The sequence below is a fragment of the Enterobacter sp. R-25 genome (assembly GCF_049913205.1).
Taxonomy (GTDB): domain Bacteria; phylum Pseudomonadota; class Gammaproteobacteria; order Enterobacterales; family Enterobacteriaceae; genus Enterobacter; species Enterobacter ludwigii.
This window is the reverse complement of the sequence record NZ_CP183982.1, coordinates 2,695,299-2,714,182: the sequence shown is the minus strand read 5'-3', so window position 1 is coordinate 2,714,182 and position 18,884 is coordinate 2,695,299. Positions and strand designations below refer to the sequence as shown.

The 18,884-nt window shown below is 42.1% G+C and carries 18 protein-coding genes and 11 pseudogenes; 27 read left to right on the top strand and 2 right to left on the bottom strand.

What is annotated here, in order from left to right:
- Nucleotides 1–233: 233 nt before the first annotated feature.
- The 14 genes and pseudogenes from ACN9MQ_RS13030 to ACN9MQ_RS12965 form a co-directional block, all read left to right on the top strand.
- Nucleotides 234–1,454: pseudogene (locus ACN9MQ_RS13030) on the top strand (RHS repeat domain-containing protein); the annotation flags it as partial.
- 157 nt (nt 1,455–1,611) lie between these two features.
- Complete coding sequence (locus tag ACN9MQ_RS13025) at nt 1,612–2,103, top strand: hypothetical protein (RefSeq protein WP_073397441.1); 492 nt, start codon at nt 1,612–1,614, stop codon at nt 2,101–2,103.
- A 224-nt stretch (nt 2,104–2,327) separates the two neighbouring features.
- Nucleotides 2,328–2,910 (top strand): annotated as a pseudogene (locus ACN9MQ_RS13020) (RHS repeat-associated core domain-containing protein); the annotation flags it as partial.
- Nucleotides 2,879–3,211, top strand: a complete 333-nt coding sequence (locus ACN9MQ_RS13015; RefSeq protein ID WP_049021902.1) for a hypothetical protein — start codon at nt 2,879–2,881, stop codon at nt 3,209–3,211. The pseudogene ACN9MQ_RS13020 and the gene ACN9MQ_RS13015, both read left to right, overlap by 32 nt.
- Nucleotides 3,212–3,314: 103 nt before the next feature.
- Nucleotides 3,315–3,974 carry an Imm43 family immunity protein gene (locus tag ACN9MQ_RS13010; RefSeq protein WP_073397437.1) on the top strand — a complete coding sequence of 220 codons (660 nt, stop codon included), beginning with the start codon at nt 3,315–3,317 and terminating at the stop codon, nt 3,972–3,974.
- 174 nt (nt 3,975–4,148) lie between these two features.
- The gene (locus tag ACN9MQ_RS13005; protein ID WP_231106605.1) at nt 4,149–4,715 is read left to right on the top strand and encodes a hypothetical protein; all 567 of its coding nucleotides are present in this window, start codon (nt 4,149–4,151) and stop codon (nt 4,713–4,715) included.
- A gap of 124 nt (nt 4,716–4,839) precedes the next feature.
- Nucleotides 4,840–5,265: a hypothetical protein gene (locus ACN9MQ_RS13000; protein ID WP_032669715.1), complete on the top strand. Its 426-nt coding sequence runs from the start codon at nt 4,840–4,842 to the stop codon at nt 5,263–5,265.
- Nucleotides 5,266–5,353: 88 nt separating this feature from the next.
- A complete protein-coding gene (locus tag ACN9MQ_RS12995; protein ID WP_138614188.1) occupies nt 5,354–5,836 on the top strand; it encodes an SMI1/KNR4 family protein in 483 nt (160 codons plus the stop codon).
- Nucleotides 5,837–6,680: 844 nt separating this feature from the next.
- Nucleotides 6,681–7,046 (top strand): hypothetical protein, encoded by a 366-nt coding sequence (locus tag ACN9MQ_RS12990; RefSeq protein ID WP_071820438.1) that lies wholly within the window; start codon nt 6,681–6,683, stop codon nt 7,044–7,046.
- A 259-nt stretch (nt 7,047–7,305) separates the two neighbouring features.
- Nucleotides 7,306–7,749: a DUF6386 family protein gene (locus ACN9MQ_RS12985; protein WP_049021894.1), complete on the top strand. Its 444-nt coding sequence runs from the start codon at nt 7,306–7,308 to the stop codon at nt 7,747–7,749.
- A 162-nt stretch (nt 7,750–7,911) separates the two neighbouring features.
- Nucleotides 7,912–9,433: pseudogene (locus tag ACN9MQ_RS12980) on the top strand (glycohydrolase toxin TNT-related protein); the annotation flags it as partial.
- Nucleotides 9,414–9,791, top strand: coding sequence for a hypothetical protein (locus ACN9MQ_RS12975; RefSeq protein WP_073397423.1), 378 nt, complete (start codon nt 9,414–9,416; stop codon nt 9,789–9,791). The pseudogene ACN9MQ_RS12980 and the gene ACN9MQ_RS12975, both read left to right, overlap by 20 nt.
- Before the next feature lie 49 nt (nt 9,792–9,840).
- Nucleotides 9,841–10,142, top strand: a pseudogene (locus ACN9MQ_RS12970) (HNH endonuclease).
- 8 nt (nt 10,143–10,150) lie between these two features.
- Nucleotides 10,151–10,348, top strand: a complete 198-nt coding sequence (locus ACN9MQ_RS12965) for a bacteriocin immunity protein (protein ID WP_063215743.1) — start codon at nt 10,151–10,153, stop codon at nt 10,346–10,348.
- 70 nt (nt 10,349–10,418) lie between these two features.
- Here ACN9MQ_RS12965 and ACN9MQ_RS12960 read toward each other — a convergent pair.
- Nucleotides 10,419–10,539: pseudogene (locus tag ACN9MQ_RS12960) on the bottom strand (DUF933 domain-containing protein); the annotation flags it as partial.
- Between the two features lie 3 nt (nt 10,540–10,542).
- On the opposite strand from ACN9MQ_RS12960, the pseudogene ACN9MQ_RS12955 reads away from it, so the two are divergent.
- The 4 genes and pseudogenes from ACN9MQ_RS12955 to ACN9MQ_RS12940 form a co-directional block, all read left to right on the top strand.
- A pseudogene (locus ACN9MQ_RS12955) lies at nt 10,543–11,322 on the top strand (RHS repeat domain-containing protein); the annotation flags it as partial.
- A gap of 139 nt (nt 11,323–11,461) precedes the next feature.
- Nucleotides 11,462–11,767, top strand: coding sequence for a hypothetical protein (locus ACN9MQ_RS12950; RefSeq protein ID WP_126488231.1), 306 nt, complete (start codon nt 11,462–11,464; stop codon nt 11,765–11,767).
- Nucleotides 11,768–11,775: 8 nt separating this feature from the next.
- On the top strand, nt 11,776–12,294 hold the full coding sequence (locus tag ACN9MQ_RS12945) for a hypothetical protein (RefSeq protein ID WP_073397415.1): 519 nt from the start codon (nt 11,776–11,778) through the stop codon (nt 12,292–12,294).
- A gap of 394 nt (nt 12,295–12,688) precedes the next feature.
- A pseudogene (locus ACN9MQ_RS12940) lies at nt 12,689–12,980 on the top strand (YciI family protein).
- Nucleotides 12,981–12,993: 13 nt separating this feature from the next.
- On the opposite strand, the pseudogene ACN9MQ_RS12935 reads toward ACN9MQ_RS12940, so the two are convergent.
- A pseudogene (locus tag ACN9MQ_RS12935) lies at nt 12,994–13,093 on the bottom strand (DUF933 domain-containing protein); the annotation flags it as partial.
- Nucleotides 13,094–13,361: 268 nt separating this feature from the next.
- Here ACN9MQ_RS12935 and ACN9MQ_RS12930 point away from each other — a divergent pair.
- The 9 genes and pseudogenes from ACN9MQ_RS12930 (at nt 13,362) to ACN9MQ_RS12890 (ending at nt 18,879) form a co-directional block, all read left to right on the top strand.
- Nucleotides 13,362–13,652 (top strand): hypothetical protein, encoded by a 291-nt coding sequence (locus tag ACN9MQ_RS12930; RefSeq protein ID WP_073397411.1) that lies wholly within the window; start codon nt 13,362–13,364, stop codon nt 13,650–13,652.
- A gap of 73 nt (nt 13,653–13,725) precedes the next feature.
- On the top strand, nt 13,726–13,848 hold the full coding sequence (locus ACN9MQ_RS12925; protein WP_369827181.1) for an RHS domain-containing protein: 123 nt from the start codon (nt 13,726–13,728) through the stop codon (nt 13,846–13,848).
- A complete protein-coding gene (locus ACN9MQ_RS12920; RefSeq protein ID WP_376740034.1) occupies nt 13,849–13,932 on the top strand; it encodes an RHS repeat-associated core domain-containing protein in 84 nt (27 codons plus the stop codon).
- A gap of 430 nt (nt 13,933–14,362) precedes the next feature.
- Nucleotides 14,363–15,109: a macro domain-containing protein gene (locus ACN9MQ_RS12915; protein ID WP_426020994.1), complete on the top strand. Its 747-nt coding sequence runs from the start codon at nt 14,363–14,365 to the stop codon at nt 15,107–15,109.
- A 728-nt stretch (nt 15,110–15,837) separates the two neighbouring features.
- A pseudogene (locus tag ACN9MQ_RS12910) lies at nt 15,838–16,307 on the top strand (RHS repeat-associated core domain-containing protein); the annotation flags it as partial.
- 369 nt (nt 16,308–16,676) lie between these two features.
- Nucleotides 16,677–17,147 (top strand): Imm26 family immunity protein, encoded by a 471-nt coding sequence (locus ACN9MQ_RS12905; RefSeq protein ID WP_049023181.1) that lies wholly within the window; start codon nt 16,677–16,679, stop codon nt 17,145–17,147.
- Between the two features lie 205 nt (nt 17,148–17,352).
- A pseudogene (locus ACN9MQ_RS12900) lies at nt 17,353–17,730 on the top strand (DUF6386 family protein).
- Between the two features lie 276 nt (nt 17,731–18,006).
- Entirely contained in the window at nt 18,007–18,372 is a 366-nt protein-coding gene (locus ACN9MQ_RS12895) for a hypothetical protein (protein WP_426020995.1), read from the top strand.
- A 213-nt stretch (nt 18,373–18,585) separates the two neighbouring features.
- Nucleotides 18,586–18,879, top strand: a pseudogene (locus tag ACN9MQ_RS12890) (YciI family protein).
- Nucleotides 18,880–18,884: the final 5 nt, after the last annotated feature.

Here is an 18,884-nt window from a genome sequence, read left to right as displayed (position 1 = left end):
TAGTTAGATAATAATTTTGTAAAAATTGGATTTATGGCGAGATGAATTACTCACTTTCAGGATTCACTATATACACCTTAGTTGATCTTTCAATAAAAAATCAAGATATGGCGTTGGTTATTTGTAAATGCCATAAGGTAAAGAGAGTCTCAAGACACAACTGAAACTATTTAAACTTTACTCAGGAAGTTTAGTATATCGCCATCTTTAACAGTGCAATTTTTCCATTCTGCACGCAGGGGGCGCTGACCACCCGCAACGAGTACGACTATTTTGGTCGACTGCATCGCCGGGACGTCTTTACCGGCAATGCCCAGCGTCCGACACCACGATGCGAGTCCCGCCACTGGGATTACGACTACCGCAATAACCTGGTACGGGAAGATCGGGATGATAACCCGTTCAGCTGGTACCGCTGGCAATACGAAAGGGTCGGGCGTTTGCTTGTTCAGGACGGCACGCTACCCGGGCAGGAGCAGTGGCGCTGGGATGCTGCCGGTAAACCGCTTGAAGGTTCTGCTGAGAAGGTTACGCACAACCGCCTGACGCAGCTGAATGGTATTCGCTGGCATAATAATATCCATGCTCGCACCGTAGAGAAGGATAACGGCCAAACCCGAGGAACCGCAACAAACCGCAGACGCAGGTAAGTTTCCGCTACGATCTGCTCGGTCGCCGCATCAGCAAAATGCGACACCAGATGCTGGGCGGGCAGCCAACCGGTAAGCTTGTCACCACCCGGTTTGTCTGGGAAGGGTTCCGCCTGCTGCAGGAAGTGCACGGGGACGTGCCGCTGACCTGTGTCTACTGCGACCAGGACAGCTACGATCCGCTGGCGCGTATTGATGGCGTGGATGCACCGGAGATCTTCTGGTTCCACTGCCAGCCCAACGGTACGCCGGAGCGGATGACGGATAGCGAAGGGCAGGTGCGCTGGGGAGGGGTGAACAGCGCCTGGGGCAAGCTGTTGCGGGAAAGCGAGACGCAGTTATCAGGATATTCTCAGAACCTGCGTATGCGGGGCAATACCCGGATCGTGAGACAGGTCTGCACTACATTCTATTCCGGTATTACGACCCGGACTATGGGCGGTTTACGCATCAGGACCCGATAGGGCTGGCGGGGGGATAAACCTTTACCAGTATGCGCCGAATGCGCTGGGATGGGGGGATCCGTGGGGGTTGAAACCAAGATGTGCACCGACGAAAGCAAATGACCATAATCAGGCTGCTTTCGGCAGGCAGTGGCAAGGTCATGGGGAGTACAAAGGACGCGACTTATGGTCTAACACAATGTTAAAAGAAGGTGATGTCATCTACGGTGGTGCTCCTGGACAATCTGGTTTTTATTTTGATAAGGCAACTCTCGATGCCGCTGGCGGTAGTAGACAAAAACTATGGGAGAGTTTGCAGGTACAGCCACATAGAATATTTGGATTCCGTAGCAAAATTTAGGCGTACCGTGTAAAACGAGATGCAGTTGCTGGAACGGGACAAGCATTATCATAAGATCCTGTTGTTTTTGGTCAGGGAGGAGGAACATAATTTTCCTTTCAAATTATAAAATTGTGCTTGAGCCTATTAGCAAGCCTTTTGATATCGGAATATGACTATGAATCTTGCTATAGATACAGGCGCTTTTTTCTTCAATAAAATGCTGATGCTGACACCACTTATAACCAAAAAAGAAATAATGAATAATAATAATTTAAATTGGGAGCCTTGGCCAGATAAGGGATGTGATACAGTCTCTTATAGAGCTATTTTTAACATAAAAGGAAACACGCATGGTGATATTTATTTGATAGTTAACTTTATTCAACCTAATGATGAAAATGCTATTATAGGTAGTTGGAGTTTCGCACCTTATAAATTAATTGATGGGGAGCAAAAAAATCCAGAGGGGAAAGTCATAAAAAAATTAAGGGATTGGTTCAAAGAAAAAACTAATGTTGACCTCCCAATTCATGGTGCATGGGGCCATATTAATGCGGCATATGACCATTGGAATTGTTCAGGTGCAATTTATTGTAATTATCGTTCTGGTTTCAGAGATGAAAAATCCTGGAGGGATTATTGCAAATGGAATAATATAAAATCATGAATTGAATGCGCATTGGTGTTAAAAACCTCGCAATTATTTAATGATGGTGTGTCGAAAATAAAGCTTGCGACTGTTGAAAGCATACCTTTTGAGGCCAGTGTGAAGACAGAACTCCTGGAAAAATGTGTTTTAACCCCGTAAGAAAATCAAACGTTAAACAAGAGTTCATCACATCGCCATCTTTAACGATGTAATCTTTTCCTTACGCACGCATCTTGCCTGCTTCTTCGTCCCTTGTTCACCCTGCTCTCAATAAGCTGTCGGTCTCAGATTTTAGCCGCGACGAACTTCACCGTGAGACCAGCCGCCCCCAGGGGCTGCTGACCACCCGCAGCGAATATGACCGCCTTGATCGACTGCATTGCCGGAACGTCTTTACCGACAATGCCAACGTCCGGCACCGCGATGCGAGTCCCGCCGCTGGGATTACGACTACCGCAATAACCTGGTGCGGGAAGAGCGTGACGACAACCCGTTCAGCTGGTACCGCTGGCAGTATGACAGCGCCGGGCGTTTGCTTGTTCAGGACGACACGCTGCCTGGCCAGGAGCAGATGCGCTGGGAAGGGGCGAATAGTGCCTGGAAAAAATGCTGCAGGGAAGCGGGACGCAGCTATCAGGATATTCTCAGAACCTACGTATGCAGGGGCAATACCTGGACCGTGAGATAGGACTGACAACAATCTGTTTCGGTATTATGACCCGGACTGTGGGCGGTTTACGCATCAGGACCCGATAGGGCTGGCGGGGGATAAACCTTTACCAGTATGCGCCGAATGCGCTGGGATGGGTGGATCCGTGGGGGGTTATTTAATAGCGGTATATTAGTTAAAGATAAGTCTGGCAAAGTTGGAGATCGACTCTCTGCTTACCATGTTATACCCGCTGAGGTGTGGAAAGAGAACCGATCATTCTTCAATAATATTGGCATCGGTAAAGACATGGACTCTGCATTTAATGGTATTTATTTGCCAGGCAGCGCAACAGCAATGAAACAAGATGCAGGAAAGGAATGGATGTTTTCCATAGCAGTAATCATCATAACTATAGTGGTATTGTCCGCCAGCGAATTGCTCGTGTTGAGCAACGATATAATTCTGGGATATTAGATGATAAAGGGACGAGGATAGCTATAAGGCGGACCCAGATTGATATGAAGAATTAAATTTGGATGGGTCATATTCCCACAACAAAATGCAGGGGAATGAATTAATGTCCTATTATGTGATCATGAATGACTTTGAATCATCACTCATGCCAAGAAATTTACAGGGCACGGTTGATGAAAGATTACAGATCGATGAAAACTGCGAAATAGAAGGCTCTGCATTTTCCTTCCCTTATCGAATAACAGACGATGCATGTCCAGAACGTATTTATTTGTTGTGCAATAAAAATGTTGGGGCTTTGAAATTTGACTATTATAAAAAAGACTTTGGGCACTTGATGGACAAGTCTTTATTTTCAATTTTAGAAAATTATAAGCACAATGTTATTTTTGACCGAGATATAACACCAGTTTCGATTGGGAATGGACAAGTTCTTCGAGATGATTTTAAATATGTATATTTTCCCGGCGTGGATGTTATAGATGAAGAAAAATCTATTCTTGAAGATGATAAATTCGGAGATATCATACCTATTAAAATTGAATTAAAGAATGATGCGATTGAATATGATATTTTTTCGTTTAGCGGCACATTATTAGGAGGGTTTATCATTATTAAAAAAGAGGTTAAGGAAGTTATTGAAAGTAAAGGCTTCCGGGGTTTGAAGCTTGTTCAACTGGAAAATGCTTTAGACGTTTTCTGTGAAGATTATTTCTACGAAATAGACTCAAATCGTAAGAGAAAGGGCAATAAACTACCTTAATATTGAATGGTGTCGTGCCATCACTGATTAATATTGAATGGTGTCGTGCCATCACTGATTCTTTATTTTTCTTTTTTAATGGCGCGAAAAACTTCTTTGGATGATGAGTCCATTTTTCAACTATAGATCATAGTAGTTTTACGGGTAATCAATAATGTTAACTCTTAAAGAGGAATGATGTATATAAAAAATACTATTCAAGACTTTGTTATCAAATTCAAAACGAATGATTTAAATATGGGAGAGATAGACTTTACAGCAGAAGAAAATGAAAGTTCTCTCCCTGTGAATTTAAATGGCGAAATTCGATTTTTTTATAGCCATTTGATTTTAAATGACCATCCAACATTTTATGGTACTTTCTTTATACAAATTGTTGAGTTTCAAGATCTCAATGAAATATTATCAGGTTGGCGAGTTCAAAATGATACGGCCTGGCACGATGAGTATATAATCTTTGCTGAAAGAAATGGAGACGTTCTTTTTTGTGACACCCGAAATATAACATCTCCTGTTTATGGTAGTATTCAAAAACGAAACTTTATCATTTCCGGTTCCTTAGCTGACTTTTTGGATGTTTTTTGTTCTGCCATTGAGATAGAGCAAAGTAAATATGATGGTGATGGTACAGATGATGATTTTAATTTCAGAGAGGATTTTCTGGAAGATATCGATTTTATGCTTAAAGGCAAACTAAAGGATGTTGAGGCAAAAGGGTTTAAGCAATTCTTTTTTGGTTAACTTTTATTTTTTAATATTAAAAATAACATTTTTTAGAGAACTTCTTTATTCAAAAGTATTTATGGCTCATGTCAGCTTTTATATTGGTTACGAGGTTTCTTTGCGATTCACCATCAATAAACACATGAAAATCGGTTACGATAAATTTGATGAAAAAAGAGTTACATCTTTTATAGAAAAAGGAAATGAGTTTCATGATGATAAAAAATATACTGAGGCGTTAGAGCAATACCACAAAGCCTGGCAAGCTCTTCCTGAGCCGAAGCTCGAATGGGAAATTGCCAACTGGATCTGTGCATGCATATACAGCGCATATTTTGATCTGGCGGATTATGCTGAGGCAAAGAAATGGGGAGAGACGACATTACGGACATGTGGATCGGATATAGACACTGCACCCTTAATCGATCTCGGCATGGTCTGTTATGAGTTGAATCAATTTGAGGAAGCGTATAAATATTTTAACGATGCTTATAACTACGGCAAAGAGCGTGCATTTCAGGATAGACCTAGAAAATACCTTGAATTTTTTTTGCGCAAAAGAACATGAATACATCGTTATTTACCTTTTAAAGGTGGCTTGAATAAATATGTTCCATATAATTGCTTACGTAGTGTAATTACTACGTCATAATCTGATGAATAACTTCAAAAAATGTGAAAAAAAGATTGGTCGTGCAGATATTTATAAAACGGAAAGTAAATTATCTATTACCCTTCCGGATGATTTCGTATCACATTATCTGCAATTTAATGGTGGCATTCCTGAGAAAAGTTGGTGGGACGGTGATGAAGGTTTTGAGCCAGTAGAGGTAGCAGGATTTAAACCGTTTGTTTATAATACTCAGACAAATGATGATCCTAGGTCTTTAATTGACGGTTGCTATATTAGCATGTTGGATAGGGAAGTGATTCCTAGGAACCTACTTCCTTTCGCAAATGATTGGGGAGGGAATTTCTTTTGTCTGAATTTAGATAATTATTCAATTGTATATTTTGCTACAGATTCTTTTGATGAAGATTTGACTATGCAAGAGAATCATATAAAAATTCAAAGATATCTGACAAATTCATTTTCCAACTTTGTTGATGGATTGGTAACAGAAGAGAGTCTTCCTTAAAGAATAATTAATAAGTTTGCGACTTATTTAATTCTGCTGCTGTGAAGTCTATTTTTTATGAAACTCTGTAGCAAGCCATAAATTTCTAGTTAAAAACTAAAAATGCAACGTATTTTTCCCTTTAATTAACAATTACCATCTTTGGTCATGAATTTGTTATTTCTCAGAAATAGTAACTACCCTTTAGGACCAATTACTGTTCAAACGAAAAATAGGTTGAGAATGAAATAACCTCAAACCCTAAGCTTGAAATTAACAATCCTCAATATGGAATTCAATGGGATCATGAATGGGGAAGAATTGTTGTACAGTCTAATGAAAAAAAACTTCGACTGTGGAATTTATATCGAATGGAATGTTTGACTAAATGAAATTATCAATTAATAAAATCCCCCCATTTGCTTATCACCTAACCTGTCTATTAATGGAGTTAAAGGTTTAGATAAAGTGAAAATAACAAATCGACTGAAAAAGAAGTTATTAGTCCTGGATGGCAATGACAATGATTTCATAGAGTATGGAAAGGAACTAGCATGCCCTGAATGCGAAGGTGTAATAATATATTCCATAGTAAATTCATATGGTTTTGACTCGCTCACCGAAGAGGTAAAATGCTTTCTTGTTAAGAAAATGAGAGGTGTGAAGTATCTTAGTGAAGATAATAAATATAGCTATGATGAAAGCCAATTGTATGTTTCGAAAAACACATGTCAAAACTGTTTAAAAGACTTTTCAACTGTCTTTACGTATAAAGAAGTTCAGCCAGCCCGGTACCGTGTATATCTTGTGGGGTTTTTTGAAGGTGACTTGAAACAGATCAAATATTGTAATTTTAGATTTACCTATGATTGAAAATCTCAATTGTATTAAAGAAAATGATCTGCTTGAATGGACGCATGGTGAAAGTAACGTACTGATTACTATGCCATTTTTAGACTGTGCAATGATAGATTCAACACGCCAATTAGTCTTTGCGTTAAGCGAACCAAAGCCATTACCAACCGTTTTGACAATTTTCAATGCTCGGGGCGAAACACTGTTGTCGTCTGCACCTCCTGAAGGCGCTATTTTCTATTACTTAACATTCAATCTATCAAAGGAAGTGGTTGTCGTCTGTAGTTATGCAGTACAAGAGAATGGCTGGTATGATTGGTTTTATTCCTTTGATATGAAGCGTAATGCGTTAACTCGAACTGGCTCAGCGTATTAAGATCAAATGCCCTTATAAATGATAAGGCAAGCTGTTTCTGTGTGCTTTGAAAAGATGTTCGGCTCAGCTCCTGATCTAAGTAAGTAAAATGCTGATCATCTGTTCATTTAATTGTTGAAGATTTGCCTGTACAAAGAGTATAAATGCTGAATGAAACAATTAATAAAAGTGTCGGTAGTTCATGGAAAATACAGGTAGAAAGGCGGGATTTCCGCTGGGGATGTCATCAGGGAAATAATATTTCAATAGGGGGGGTAAAATGAATAAATCCATTTATGTCCAGACGGATACTGCCACATTAGTTATTTATGATTTGATGTCATTAAAACATAGAATTGATAATGATGCAGATTGGTGGAGTCTTCCAGAAGATGAAATTGAAGAAATAAATAAAGGGAATGTATTATTTCTCAATCTTGGAGAGGATGGTGCCTATAAAATTCATATAAAAAATAATGTTGACGAATATGTTGGGGCACTATTTTTAAACGTACCTTCTGGAAAGGTTTTCATTGGAGCGGGAGAGGATGTCACGGGCGGAGATCTTGAGCCTGATGACTCAGATGCTATTTCTGGTGAGTTTATTATTTTAGAACCTGGTAGTTACAAAGTTAAATTTAAAAAGCAAGGTTCAGATGTTCTAATTTCCTTTACAAAAGCAACGTTTATTGAAAACTCATTAGAAGAGGGAGTTTATCTCTGAATGAAAATCCACGCTTTGGTGTGGATTTTTTGATTCAAAAAAACAAATGTTAAACAATTAGTTCATCACGTAGCCATTTTTGACAATATCATTTTTTTCCTTTTGCATGTATCTTGCTTGTTTTTTGCGCCTCGCTTACCCTTTCCCTCAATAAATTGTCAGTATACCCGCGACGAACGACTCCACCTTGAGAATCGCCGCCCCCGGGTACTGCTTACAACCCGCAGCGAGTACGACCGTCTTGGTCGACTGCATCGCCGGGATGTATTCACTGGCAATGCGCAGCGTCCGTCGCCGCGCCGCTGGGATTATGACTACCGTAATAACCTGGTACGGGAAGAGCGGGACGATAACCCGTTCAGCTGGTACCGCTGGCAGTACGACAGCGCCCGGCGTTTGCTTGTTCAGGACGGCCCGCTGCCCGGCCAGGAGCAGTGGCGCTGGGTTGCTGCCGGTAACCCGCTGGAAGGCTCTGCTGAGAAGGTTACGCACAACCGCCTGACGCAGCTGAACGGCATTCGCTGGCGCTATGACGTTCACGGCCGCACCATAGAGAAAGATAACGGCCAGACCCGCTGGCACTACCGCTACGACGGTGAGCACCGTCTGACGGAAGTCATCAGCCAGCCGCGGGACCGCAACAAACCTCAGACGCAGGTCAGCTTCCGCTACGATCCGCTCGGACGACGCATCAGCAAAACGCGACGCCAGATGCTGGGCGGACAGCCAACCGGCAAGCCGGTCAGCATCCGGTTTGTCTGGGAAGGGTTCCGCCTGCTGCAGGAAGTGCACGGGGACGTGCCGCTGACCTGTGTCTATAGCGGTCAGGACTGCTACGATCCGCTGGCGCGTATTGATGGCGTGGAAGCACCGGAGATCTTCTGGTTTCACTGTCAGCCGAACGGCACGCCGGAGCGGATGACGGATAGCGTAGGGCAGGTGCGCTGGGAAGGGGTGAACAGCGCCTGGGGCAAGCTGCTGCGGGAAAGCGAGATGCAGGTATCAGGATATTCTCAGAACCTGCGGATGCAGGGGCAATACCTGGACCGTGAGACAGGGCTGCACTACATCTGTTCCGGTATTACGACGCGGACTGCGGGCGGTTTACGCAGCAGGACCCGATAGGGCTGGCGGGGGGATAAACCTTTACCAGTATGCGCCGAATGCGCTGGGGTGGATCCGTGGGGGGTGAGTCGGTGTCAAAATGAATGGAATGGTTTCCAATCCAAATCAAAAGGTGTTTTTCAAAACACGGACAGATGCTTCAAAAGCATATAAATTATGGAAAAACCAAGACTGGCAAAGCTTAGAATCCTTTATGGGACCTGGAGCATGGCCTCCAAATAGAGGGCTTACCAAAGCTACGCCGATAACATTGAAACCGGGAACTAAAATTGACAGATATGGTGGTCGTATCAACGATGGGACTTTCAGTGATACAGGAACTTTCGTATCTCCTGCTGGAGCATCTTTCGAAAGCCGAGCCTTGCCTTTGGATACGCTAGATAAAACATATAAAACCTACGAAGCGGTTGCTCCGGTACATGCATATGCAGGACCCGCGATACCTTGGTTTGAACAACCAGGAGGGGGAACTCAATATGCACTATCTAAATCAATAAAACAACTATTGGCTGATAAAAAATTAGAGAGAAATAAATTTCATGAGTCTGGGAAGTTATAATTTTAAACCCAAGAGAACAATATATGATGGAAAGGATGATGATTTTTATGATTATTCAGAAAAAATATCCATACCAAAGTTAGATTGCGAGATTGTTTTCAAAAATGAAGATGCCAAACCTCTTTGGGGTATACATGATGATTTAAAAAAACAAATCTTGAAAAATATCTCTGGGATAAAGGTTAAAACATATAGCGATGATCTAAGCCCCTCCTATAAATATAACGATTTAGATATTTATGTTTATTCCAGTTTGTTTGCAGGCAATGTTTTGCATATAGTTTTAGCTGAGGGTGAAAGTCAGGCTGTCAGATATAAAATCATATTATTAGGGTTTGTATTAACTGACTGCAATTAACGCTATTTCAGCGAAATAGCATGGTGATGCAAGTTTATTCCCATCTTCTATTGTCGATAAATTACGAGGCCGGGAAGTAAAATCCTTTGATGATTTTAGCGAGAACTTCTGTATAGGGGGATATTTCGATTCGCATCTTTCAAAGCAATGTTGTTCATCAAATGTTACCAGAATGCGGGGCGGAAAGCTCCAATAGCGCATGCTATGCAATGGAACGTGAAAAATAGATATTTTGTACTACACCATAGAACCCCTGCCCAACCTGGAGGCGGTGTATATGATGTTGATAATCTGGTAATTATTACGCCAAGATATCACCTTGACACACTAGACCGTGCTTATCCTTTTTAAGGAGTAATATGCAAAGACAAGAGCTTATTGAACTGATAAAAAAAATCCAACGTAGTGAAGGTACAGAAGAGGAAGCTGATAACAACATTGACCTACTTTGTAGAAGTGTCGCAGACCCTCAGGCAGCCAATTACATTTATTATGAAGAACTTAGCGCAGAAGAAATTGCTGATAAAATTATAAACTACAAACCAATCCAACTATAAATATTATTCTGGTGGCGCAATGAGTCCCCCATATGAAAAAAATCCATGCCAAAGCGTGGAATTTTTCCATTCAAAACAGATCAAACGTTAACAAGATGTTCACCACGTCGCCATCTTTAACGATGTAATCTTTACCTTCAACAGGCATTCGGGCTTCCTCCTTACGCACCTTGCTGACCCTTACCCTCAATATTTTGCTTGTACAGGACAGCACGTTGCCTGGCCAGGAGCAGTGCCGCTGGGATGCTGCCGGTAACCCGCTGGAAGGTTCTGCTGAGAAGGTCACGGACAACCGCCTGACGCAGCTGAACGGCATTCGCTGGCGCTATGATATCCACGGCCGCACTGTGGAGAAGGATAACGGCCAGACCCGCTGGCACTACCGCTACGACGGTGAAGATCGCCTGACGGAAGTGATTAGCCAGCCGCGGGACCGCAACAAACCGCAGACGCAGGTCAGCTTCCGCTACGATCCGCTCGGTCGCCGCATCAGCAAAACGCGACGCCAGATGATGGGCGGACAGCCAACCGTCAAGCCGGTCACTACCCGGTTTGTCTGGGAAGGGGTCCGCCTGCTGCAGGAGGTGCACGGGGTCGTGCCGCTGACCTGTGTCTAAAGCGATCAGGACAGCTACGACCCGCTGGCGCGCATTGATGGCGTGGATGCCCCGGAGATCTTCTGGTTCCACTATCAGCCGAACGGCACGCCGGAGCGGATGACGGATATTGAAGGGCAGGTGCTCTGGGAAGGGATGAACAGCGCCTGGGGCAAGCTGCTGCGGGAAAGTGAAACGCAGGTATCAGGATATTCCCAGAACCTGCGGATGCAGGGGCAATACCTGGATCGTGAGACAGGGCTGCACTACAAACTGTTCCGGTATTACGGCCCGGGCTGCGGACGGTTTACGCAGCAGGATCTGATAGGGCTATATGGCGGGTTAAATCTTTACAGCTATGCTCCTAATCCATTAGGTTGAATAGCTCCGCTGGGTCTATGCAAGAGAGGGGATCCCAATGCAACTGAGTCTATATTTAGGGTTCAAGCGGGAATTCCACCAAATGCAAGTCGGGTCAGAATCAAATTAGATTCTGCTAATAACCCCAAAATTCAGCGTGGACCACTTAAATAGTGGAACCTTAAATATCAGTATTGGAGATAGCTCGCATGCTCAGCATTTCCTTGATATTAGAGGTGGTAATGCAGAAATTGTCTCCTTTCAACTTCCTAAGTGGATGGCGGATTTCATAGAAGAAAGTGCAATACCTCAGGCCGTTTATCGTACTAATCCGTTAAATCAAGGTTGGTTAGCTCCTAAGCGTGTCGATCCGACAACGCCAGGTAGATCGTATGAATTACCATCAATGTGGGCAGAATGGCTTGAAGAAGTAGCGATTCCAGGCTCGGGGAATGTAAAATAGGTTACTATATGAATGTTAATAAAGATGATGAACTCCTTGTAATAGTGAAGAACGAAGGAAGATTTTACTGGTTCGTTGCCTTTAAAGAAATGTGGGTTTTGGACAGAGTTAAATGGGTAGACGATTTTGTGAAAAACGGGGTGGAAATTAACTTACAGGATATCCATAAAGAAAGATATGACATACCAGTAGTAAATGAAGAAAACGTACAAATATTCATTGATAACTTAATTAAAGAGGGTTATTTATACAATAAGGATGATATGTCTGTGGCGTTTTACAATAGGCTTTCAGAAAAAACAACCTGGTGGGATATATATGATCTAATGCCGGATTTATTTATAGACTTTGATAGTAAGCGACTATATTCTGAATATGTTGAGAATACGCATTATCACAAATATGTTCCTGATGGATGGTTAGGTGAACTTGTTGATTTCTGCAGTGATGGAACGTTACCTCAAGATGAAATATTCTGGATAAAAAATGAAACAGATTATAGAAGCATTGTGATCGTTAAACGGTAAAAATATACTTTCGGCATATCATTATTAGACTATGCAATGTTAGATTCAACACGTTAATTAGTCTTTGTATTAAATGAACAAAAGCCGTTACCAGCCGTTTTGACAAACTTCAATGCACTGTGTGACAAAGTATATTTGTCTGCACCTCCCCAAGGGACTTTTTTATTGCTTAACATTCACTCTTCCAAGGGAAGTCATCATTGTCTGTAGTTATGCGGTAAAAAAACGGCTGGCATGATTGGTTTTTCATATGATGCATAACGTATTTTCCCAATCCGGACCCGCGTATTAAGATTAAAATACACATAAACGTTATAACAATACCGGGTGGCAAAAGAGGAGCTGCATAAACAGTTCCAACAATCGGCGTAAAAACCTAACTGAGAGGCAAAGGATGAGCACGGTTTACATAGTTATTTTAACCTATATAAAACCACTCGAAGAGATTGACGCAGCGATACCTGCTCATGTTGAGTGGCTTAAAAAAGGATACGTAGAGGGGGGGCCTGACGTCCGGTAGACGGATCCCAAGAAACGGTGGTGTCATTCTCCCTAAGTGTGAGAGTCTTGCCTCTCATGAAGAGCGCTTATGCGAGGATCCTTTTCAGAGGTTAAAACTTGCGACTGCCGAAATCATTCCTTTTGAACCCAGTATGAAGACAGAACTCCTGGAAAATGTGTTTTGACCCCGTAAGGAAATCAAACGTTAAACAAGAGTTCATCACATCGCCATCTTTAACGATGTAATCTTTGCCTTCCGCACGCATCTTGCCTGCTTCTTCGCCCCTTGTTCACCCTGCTCTCAATAAGCTGTCGGTCTCAGATTTTAGCCGCGACGAACTTCACCGTGAAACCAGCCGCACCCAGGGCTGCTGACCACCCGCAGTGAGTACGACCGTCTTGGTCGACTGCATCGCCGGGACGTCTTTACTGGCAATGCCCAACGTCCGGCACCGCGATGCGGGTATCGCCGCTGGAATTATGACTACCGTAATAACCTGATACGGGAATAGCGGGACGATAACCCGTTTAGCTGGTACCGCTGGCAGTACGACAGCGCCGGGCGTTTGCTTGTTCAGGACGGCACGCTGCCCGGCAAGGAGCAGTGGCGCTGGGATGCTGCCGGTAACACGCTGGAAGATTCTGTTGAGAAGGTCACGCACAACCGCCTGACGCAGGTCAGCTTCCGCTACGATCCACTCGGTCGCCGCATCAGCAAAACGCGACGCCAGATGCTGGGCGGACAGCCAACCGGCAAGCCGGTCACCACCCGGTTTGTCTGGGAAGGGTTCCGTCTGCTGCAGGAAGTGCACGGGGATGTGCCGCTGAACTGTGTCTACAGCGATCAGGACAGCTAGGACCCGCTGGCGCGCATTGACGGCGTGGAAGCACCGGAGATTTTCTGTTTCTACTGTCAGCCGAACGGCGCGGATGACGGATAGCGAAGGGCAGGTGCGCTGGGAAGCGGTGAACAGCGCCTGGGGCAAGCTGCTGCGAGAAAGTGAGACGATGGTATCTGGATATTCTCTGAGCCAGCGTATGCCGGCGCAATAGATGAACCATAAGACAGGACTGCACTACAATCTGTTCCGGTATTACGACCCCGACTGCGGGCGGTTTACGCAGCAGGACACATAGGGCTAGTGGGAGGATAAACCTTTACCCGTAGGCGCCGAATGCGATTGGGTGGGGTTGACTTCTTACACATTGATTCATGATACAGCCGAAGAAGAGATGAAAGATATCACGAAGAGTGGTGTAATAAGACCTTCAACAGGAGATATACTTGTCCGCTTCGAGGATGGACAATACTTCATTAATATCATACCTGAAATGATTGGCGGACTAACACTTCAAAGATATTGATGCAATTGTGAAAATGTTACTAGGCCAATTAGAAGTTGATAGATATGGTAATGCAAGAAAATTAAAAGGAATAAGCCATTTTGCCGAAATAGCTGCTATTGGCTTAGATGGTAATTGAATCACGAGAAAATACACTTTTGATCTTGTATATAAAAGATTTTGATGATTCTAAAAGAATTGTTAAAAGAGGGAGGGATTGTAGTTGGAGAAAAAATATTTTAAAGGAAACGTTGATTTTATCTCTGGGCAAGGGTGCATTCTTAGTGAATTTATAGGAGATGTCGCGATACGTCAAATAAATATTGTTGATGGTGAGTATTATGCTTCTTCCTCTTTGTTAGATAAAAACGAACAAGTAGGTTTCCTGCTTTATGATGGTAAGAAAAGCGACTTAGACTTAAGTGACTCTGAAGAGATTTCAAATGAAGAATTTGAAAGTGTCTGGATGGATTCACTCGATTCATTTAAAGAAAAAAACCGAATAAAGTATTTATCCGGAGATGCTGTAAAGTGTTTGAACAAATCCACAATCATTGCTCACATTGTAAATAACAAAGGCAAATGGGGAAAGGGATTTGTTTTGTCTCTTTCGAAAAAATATCCTGCTTCGAAGGAAAACTATCACAACAATTTTAAAGATAACGGCGTTCCAGAATTAGGTACGGTAGATTTTGTTATGGTTGATGATCAAAAAAGGATATTTGTTGCTAATATGTTTGCACAGGATGGGATCAAGAAAAATAACAATGATGATAATCAATATGTATGCTATGAATTCTTAGATGTTTGTCTCGCAAAATTGTCTGACTTTGCGTTGGTGAATCGTCTTTCAGTACAAATGCCAAGAATAGGAGCTGGCCTTGGTGGTGGTGATTGGAGTATTATAGAGTCATTAATATTAAAAAATATTTGTTATAAGATGATTGATTGTACTGTATTGACTTTATAATTTTAAGTTAAATTTAGATACGGTTTTTTTAGTAAGGCTTATTTGCCGCTCTAAAATAAATGCATTATTGACATAGGCAAGGACTTTAGTATGCAAATATCTATAATAAATACTATTGAAAAGGAAACGAGTTACACGATAACAAGAACTACATCGAGGCTTTGAGCAATAACAACAAGTCCAGAAAGCGCTATCTTAGCTGAAGGGTGCATTGGAACTTGCCAACTGGATATTTGTATGCTTGTACAGCCCTTACTTCGATCTCGCGGAGTATGATAAGGCGAAGAAATGGGGAGAGACCACATTACGCACACGTCGAACGAATATAGGCACTGCGCCATTGATCGACCTCGGTACGGTCCGTTACGAGTGGAATTATTCGAGGAAGCGAATAAATATTTTAACGATGCTTATGTTTATGGAAAACAGCGTGCTTTTCAGGATCGGCCTAAAAATACCTTAAGTTCTCTATGCGCAAGAGGGCATAAGATAGTTAACTTGTTAAATTTACAATTTAAACAATAGGTTAACACGATGCCATCTTTAAAAATATAGTCTTTCCCTTCCGCACGAACCTCGTCTGCTTCTTTTGCACCTTGCTCTCGATTAGCGGTTAGTATACTCGCGACGTACTCCACCGTGAGACCAGCCTTACGCAGGGCTGCTGACCATCCGTAGCGAGTAAGATTGGCTGACACAGCTGAATGGTATTCGCTGGCGTAAAGCTAACCGGTAAGCCCATCACCACCCGGTTTGCTTGAGAGGGGGTCCGCCTGCTGCAGGAAGTGCGGGGAATGTGCCGTTGACCTATGTCTACAGCGATCAGGAGAGCTACGATCCGCTGGCGCGTATTGATGGCGTTGCTGACCTGAGATTTCCTGGTTCTACTGCCATCCTAACGGCATGCCGGAGCGAATGATGGATAGTGAAGGGCAGGTGCGCTGGAGAGGGGTAGACAACGCCTGGTGCAAGTTGCTGCGAAAAGGCGAGACGCAGATATCATGTTATTCCCAGGATCTGCGTATGCAGGGGCAATACCTGGACTGTGAGACCGGGCTGCATACAATCTGTTCCGGTATTACGATCCGGACAGCGGGCGGTTTACGCAGCAGGGGCCGATAGGGCTGGTGGGGCGATAAACCTTTACCCGTATGCGCCGAATGCGCTGGGGTGGGTGGATCCTGTTGGTTTAACCGTTTGCAAAAACTGATGCCCTAAACGATCAATGAGAAACATGTCTTTTGCTGAGTGGATTAAAAGAAAAAAGTAGAAATAATACCCATGTGTATTTAAGATATAAAGATGTCAGACCTATCTATGTAGGGATCACTAAGGATGTAGATATCCGTGCTGTACAGCTTGGTGACTTGGTGAAATGTTCGACAAAATAGTTAGAATTACTGAAGAACTGTTAAATTGCGGTCATGCGTGGATCAGAGAACCAGAAATTATTCACAATAATCCCCACTTTTAAAATTCTATCAATAGCATAAGTCCGACAAGAAAGTTATACTCGGATGCTATTATGTGTGGCGGAAATTGGCTTAAATAATAGGGGTAATGGAAAATGGCCGATAGACTTACTATAGTGCCAGCAAAAGAAAATCAAAAAAAATGGCCTAAAGAAGGCGATGTTTTTTACTTTCAGTTAAATGATGGTCGGTTAGGCTATGGCATGGTCTCTTTGGGTAAAATAGATGTCGGCCCGTTCAAGAATGCCATAGTTATATATATATATAACTATTTTACATCTTCGCTTCAAGAAGATGCTGTATTGGCAAAAGATAATTTGCTGCTGTCGCCAATTATTACTGATAATTCATGTTGGAAAAACGGTTATTTCGTAACGTTTAAAACTATCGACATGCGCGAAGTGGATGTCTTACCTCAACATTATTTTAAAAACCCTGTTAGAAATAAAATATATGATCATCATGGCGTGGCAGTAAACTCGCCGATTGAGAATATACTAATCGGTGAAGAGTCGATTCAATTCTATAAAAGCGTTGTAAAATCTATAGAAAGTATAATTAACTAATATGCAGGTCGGTGAGTAGTTTGTGTTTTTCGGTCTTTTATTTTTACCGCAGCATGTTATGATGATTAGCTTATAAAAAAACATATTGTAAGATTTTTGAGTGCCAGGTGGGCTTATACCTATTTTTAACCTAATCCCTTCATTTATTACTTGATAATTTATAACTATAGAAACCGATACTGCCGTATTAGTTATTTATGATTTGATGCTATTAAAGCATAGAATTAATGAGGATGAAGATTGGTGCAGTCAACCAAAAGATGAAGAAATAAAAATGCAATATGTGATCTCCAATCTTGGTGGTGACGGAACCTATAATGTCAATATTAGATACGATGTTGGTAAGTATACAGTTGCATAATTCTTAAGCGTATCTTCTGGGAAAGTTTTCATCGGGGCGGGGGAGAATGTTACGGGCGGCGCCCTTGATCCTGATGACTCCGAAGCTATGTCAGATGAGTTTATTACTTTAGAACCTGGTAATTATGAAGTTAAATATACAAAACAAGGTGCGGATGTTCTCTTTTCCTTTACAAAAGCAGCGTTTACTGAAAATGCATTAGAAGAGGGTATTTATCTCTAAATACTGATAAATCACCGGCTATTAAATGGGCAGAATTGAGAACTGAATAAACTAAATATAAAAGTATTTGAGTCTGCTGATAATGAATGGGCTAAATTTGTAACTCAGGGTAGAGCCAATACACTTGCACATAGTTATGATGCCAATGTTAGCAAACCCTGGTGCTGTAAAAAAAGGAGGAAAGGCTAAGCCCATAGGTTCACAGCTTGCTATTTTCTTAAATAAAGCTGCAACCGTGTTTGATCGTTACAAAGTAAAACAAAGGTGTAAAGGGCAATGAATATTATCAATGGTATCCAATTTAATGATTCAAATGAAAGTGTTGTTTTTAATTACTATAGTTGGGTTGAGTTAATTAAAGCGATCATTCTTAAATATGCGAATAAAACAGAGAGTGAGGCTGAACGAATAGTATTAGCCTCTCCACTTGTTCGTTTTACGGAAAATGATTACATGTCTATTGCTTTGCGCAGTCATGAAAATGAATATCATTGGGCAATGTTAATTGCTTATGGTGATCAATATTGGACAACAGGAGTTTCTCCAAATGAACCTGACGGATACTTCGAGTGGGAAAAGGAATACAAGGAAAAAAATAAACTGGCAGAAGAAAACTTTATTTTTAGTGATCAAGTGAAATAAAAAGCTTAAAAATAAAGAGCTTACCAGTTTGTATCGTATGTTATGGAATTATTATGGTGAAGCGTAAAATAATATCTCATAGTGATCCCTTTTAAGATTAAAGTTTCCGCTAAAAATTATAACGTGATCTTATGGCATAAGAGGAACTGTTTCTGTAGGTCCAACGAACGACTTAATTATTACTTAGAGAAAAACCTAACGGAAAGGCAAAGGATGAGCACGGTTTACATAGTTATTTTGACCTTTATAAAACCACTCGAAGAGATTGACGCAGCGATACCTGCTCATGTTGAGTAGCTTAAAAAGGGATACGCAGAAGGAATTTTCCTGACGTCCGGTAGACGGATCCCAAGAAACGATGGTGTCATTCTCGCTAAGTGTGAGAGTCTTGCCTCTCTTGAAGAGCGCTTGCGCGAAGATCCTTTTCAGAGGTTAAAGCTTGCGACTGCTGATCCCATTCCTTTTGAACCCAGCATGAAAACAGAACTCCTGGAAAATGTATTTTGACCCTG

Bases quoted from the DNA above. Each gene is read 5' to 3' on its own strand.
- ACN9MQ_RS13025 (WP_073397441.1), top strand. From the start codon at position 1,612: ATGAATCTTGCTATAGATACAGGCGCTTTTTTCTTCAATAAAATGCTG.
- ACN9MQ_RS13015 (WP_049021902.1), top strand. From the start codon at position 2,879: ATGCGCTGGGATGGGTGGATCCGTGGGGGGTTATTTAATAGCGGTATA.
- ACN9MQ_RS13010 (WP_073397437.1), top strand. From the start codon at position 3,315: ATGTCCTATTATGTGATCATGAATGACTTTGAATCATCACTCATGCCA.
- ACN9MQ_RS13005 (WP_231106605.1), top strand. From the start codon at position 4,149: ATGATGTATATAAAAAATACTATTCAAGACTTTGTTATCAAATTCAAA.
- ACN9MQ_RS13000 (WP_032669715.1), top strand. From the start codon at position 4,840: ATGAAAATCGGTTACGATAAATTTGATGAAAAAAGAGTTACATCTTTT.
- ACN9MQ_RS12995 (WP_138614188.1), top strand. From the start codon at position 5,354: ATGAATAACTTCAAAAAATGTGAAAAAAAGATTGGTCGTGCAGATATT.
- ACN9MQ_RS12990 (WP_071820438.1), top strand. From the start codon at position 6,681: ATGATTGAAAATCTCAATTGTATTAAAGAAAATGATCTGCTTGAATGG.
- ACN9MQ_RS12985 (WP_049021894.1), top strand. From the start codon at position 7,306: ATGAATAAATCCATTTATGTCCAGACGGATACTGCCACATTAGTTATT.
- ACN9MQ_RS12975 (WP_073397423.1), top strand. From the start codon at position 9,414: ATGAGTCTGGGAAGTTATAATTTTAAACCCAAGAGAACAATATATGAT.
- ACN9MQ_RS12965 (WP_063215743.1), top strand. From the start codon at position 10,151: ATGCAAAGACAAGAGCTTATTGAACTGATAAAAAAAATCCAACGTAGT.
- ACN9MQ_RS12945 (WP_073397415.1), top strand. From the start codon at position 11,776: ATGAATGTTAATAAAGATGATGAACTCCTTGTAATAGTGAAGAACGAA.
- ACN9MQ_RS12925 (WP_369827181.1), top strand. From the start codon at position 13,726: ATGACGGATAGCGAAGGGCAGGTGCGCTGGGAAGCGGTGAACAGCGCC.
- ACN9MQ_RS12920 (WP_376740034.1), top strand. From the start codon at position 13,849: ATGAACCATAAGACAGGACTGCACTACAATCTGTTCCGGTATTACGAC.
- ACN9MQ_RS12905 (WP_049023181.1), top strand. From the start codon at position 16,677: ATGGCCGATAGACTTACTATAGTGCCAGCAAAAGAAAATCAAAAAAAA.
- ACN9MQ_RS12895 (WP_426020995.1), top strand. From the start codon at position 18,007: ATGAATATTATCAATGGTATCCAATTTAATGATTCAAATGAAAGTGTT.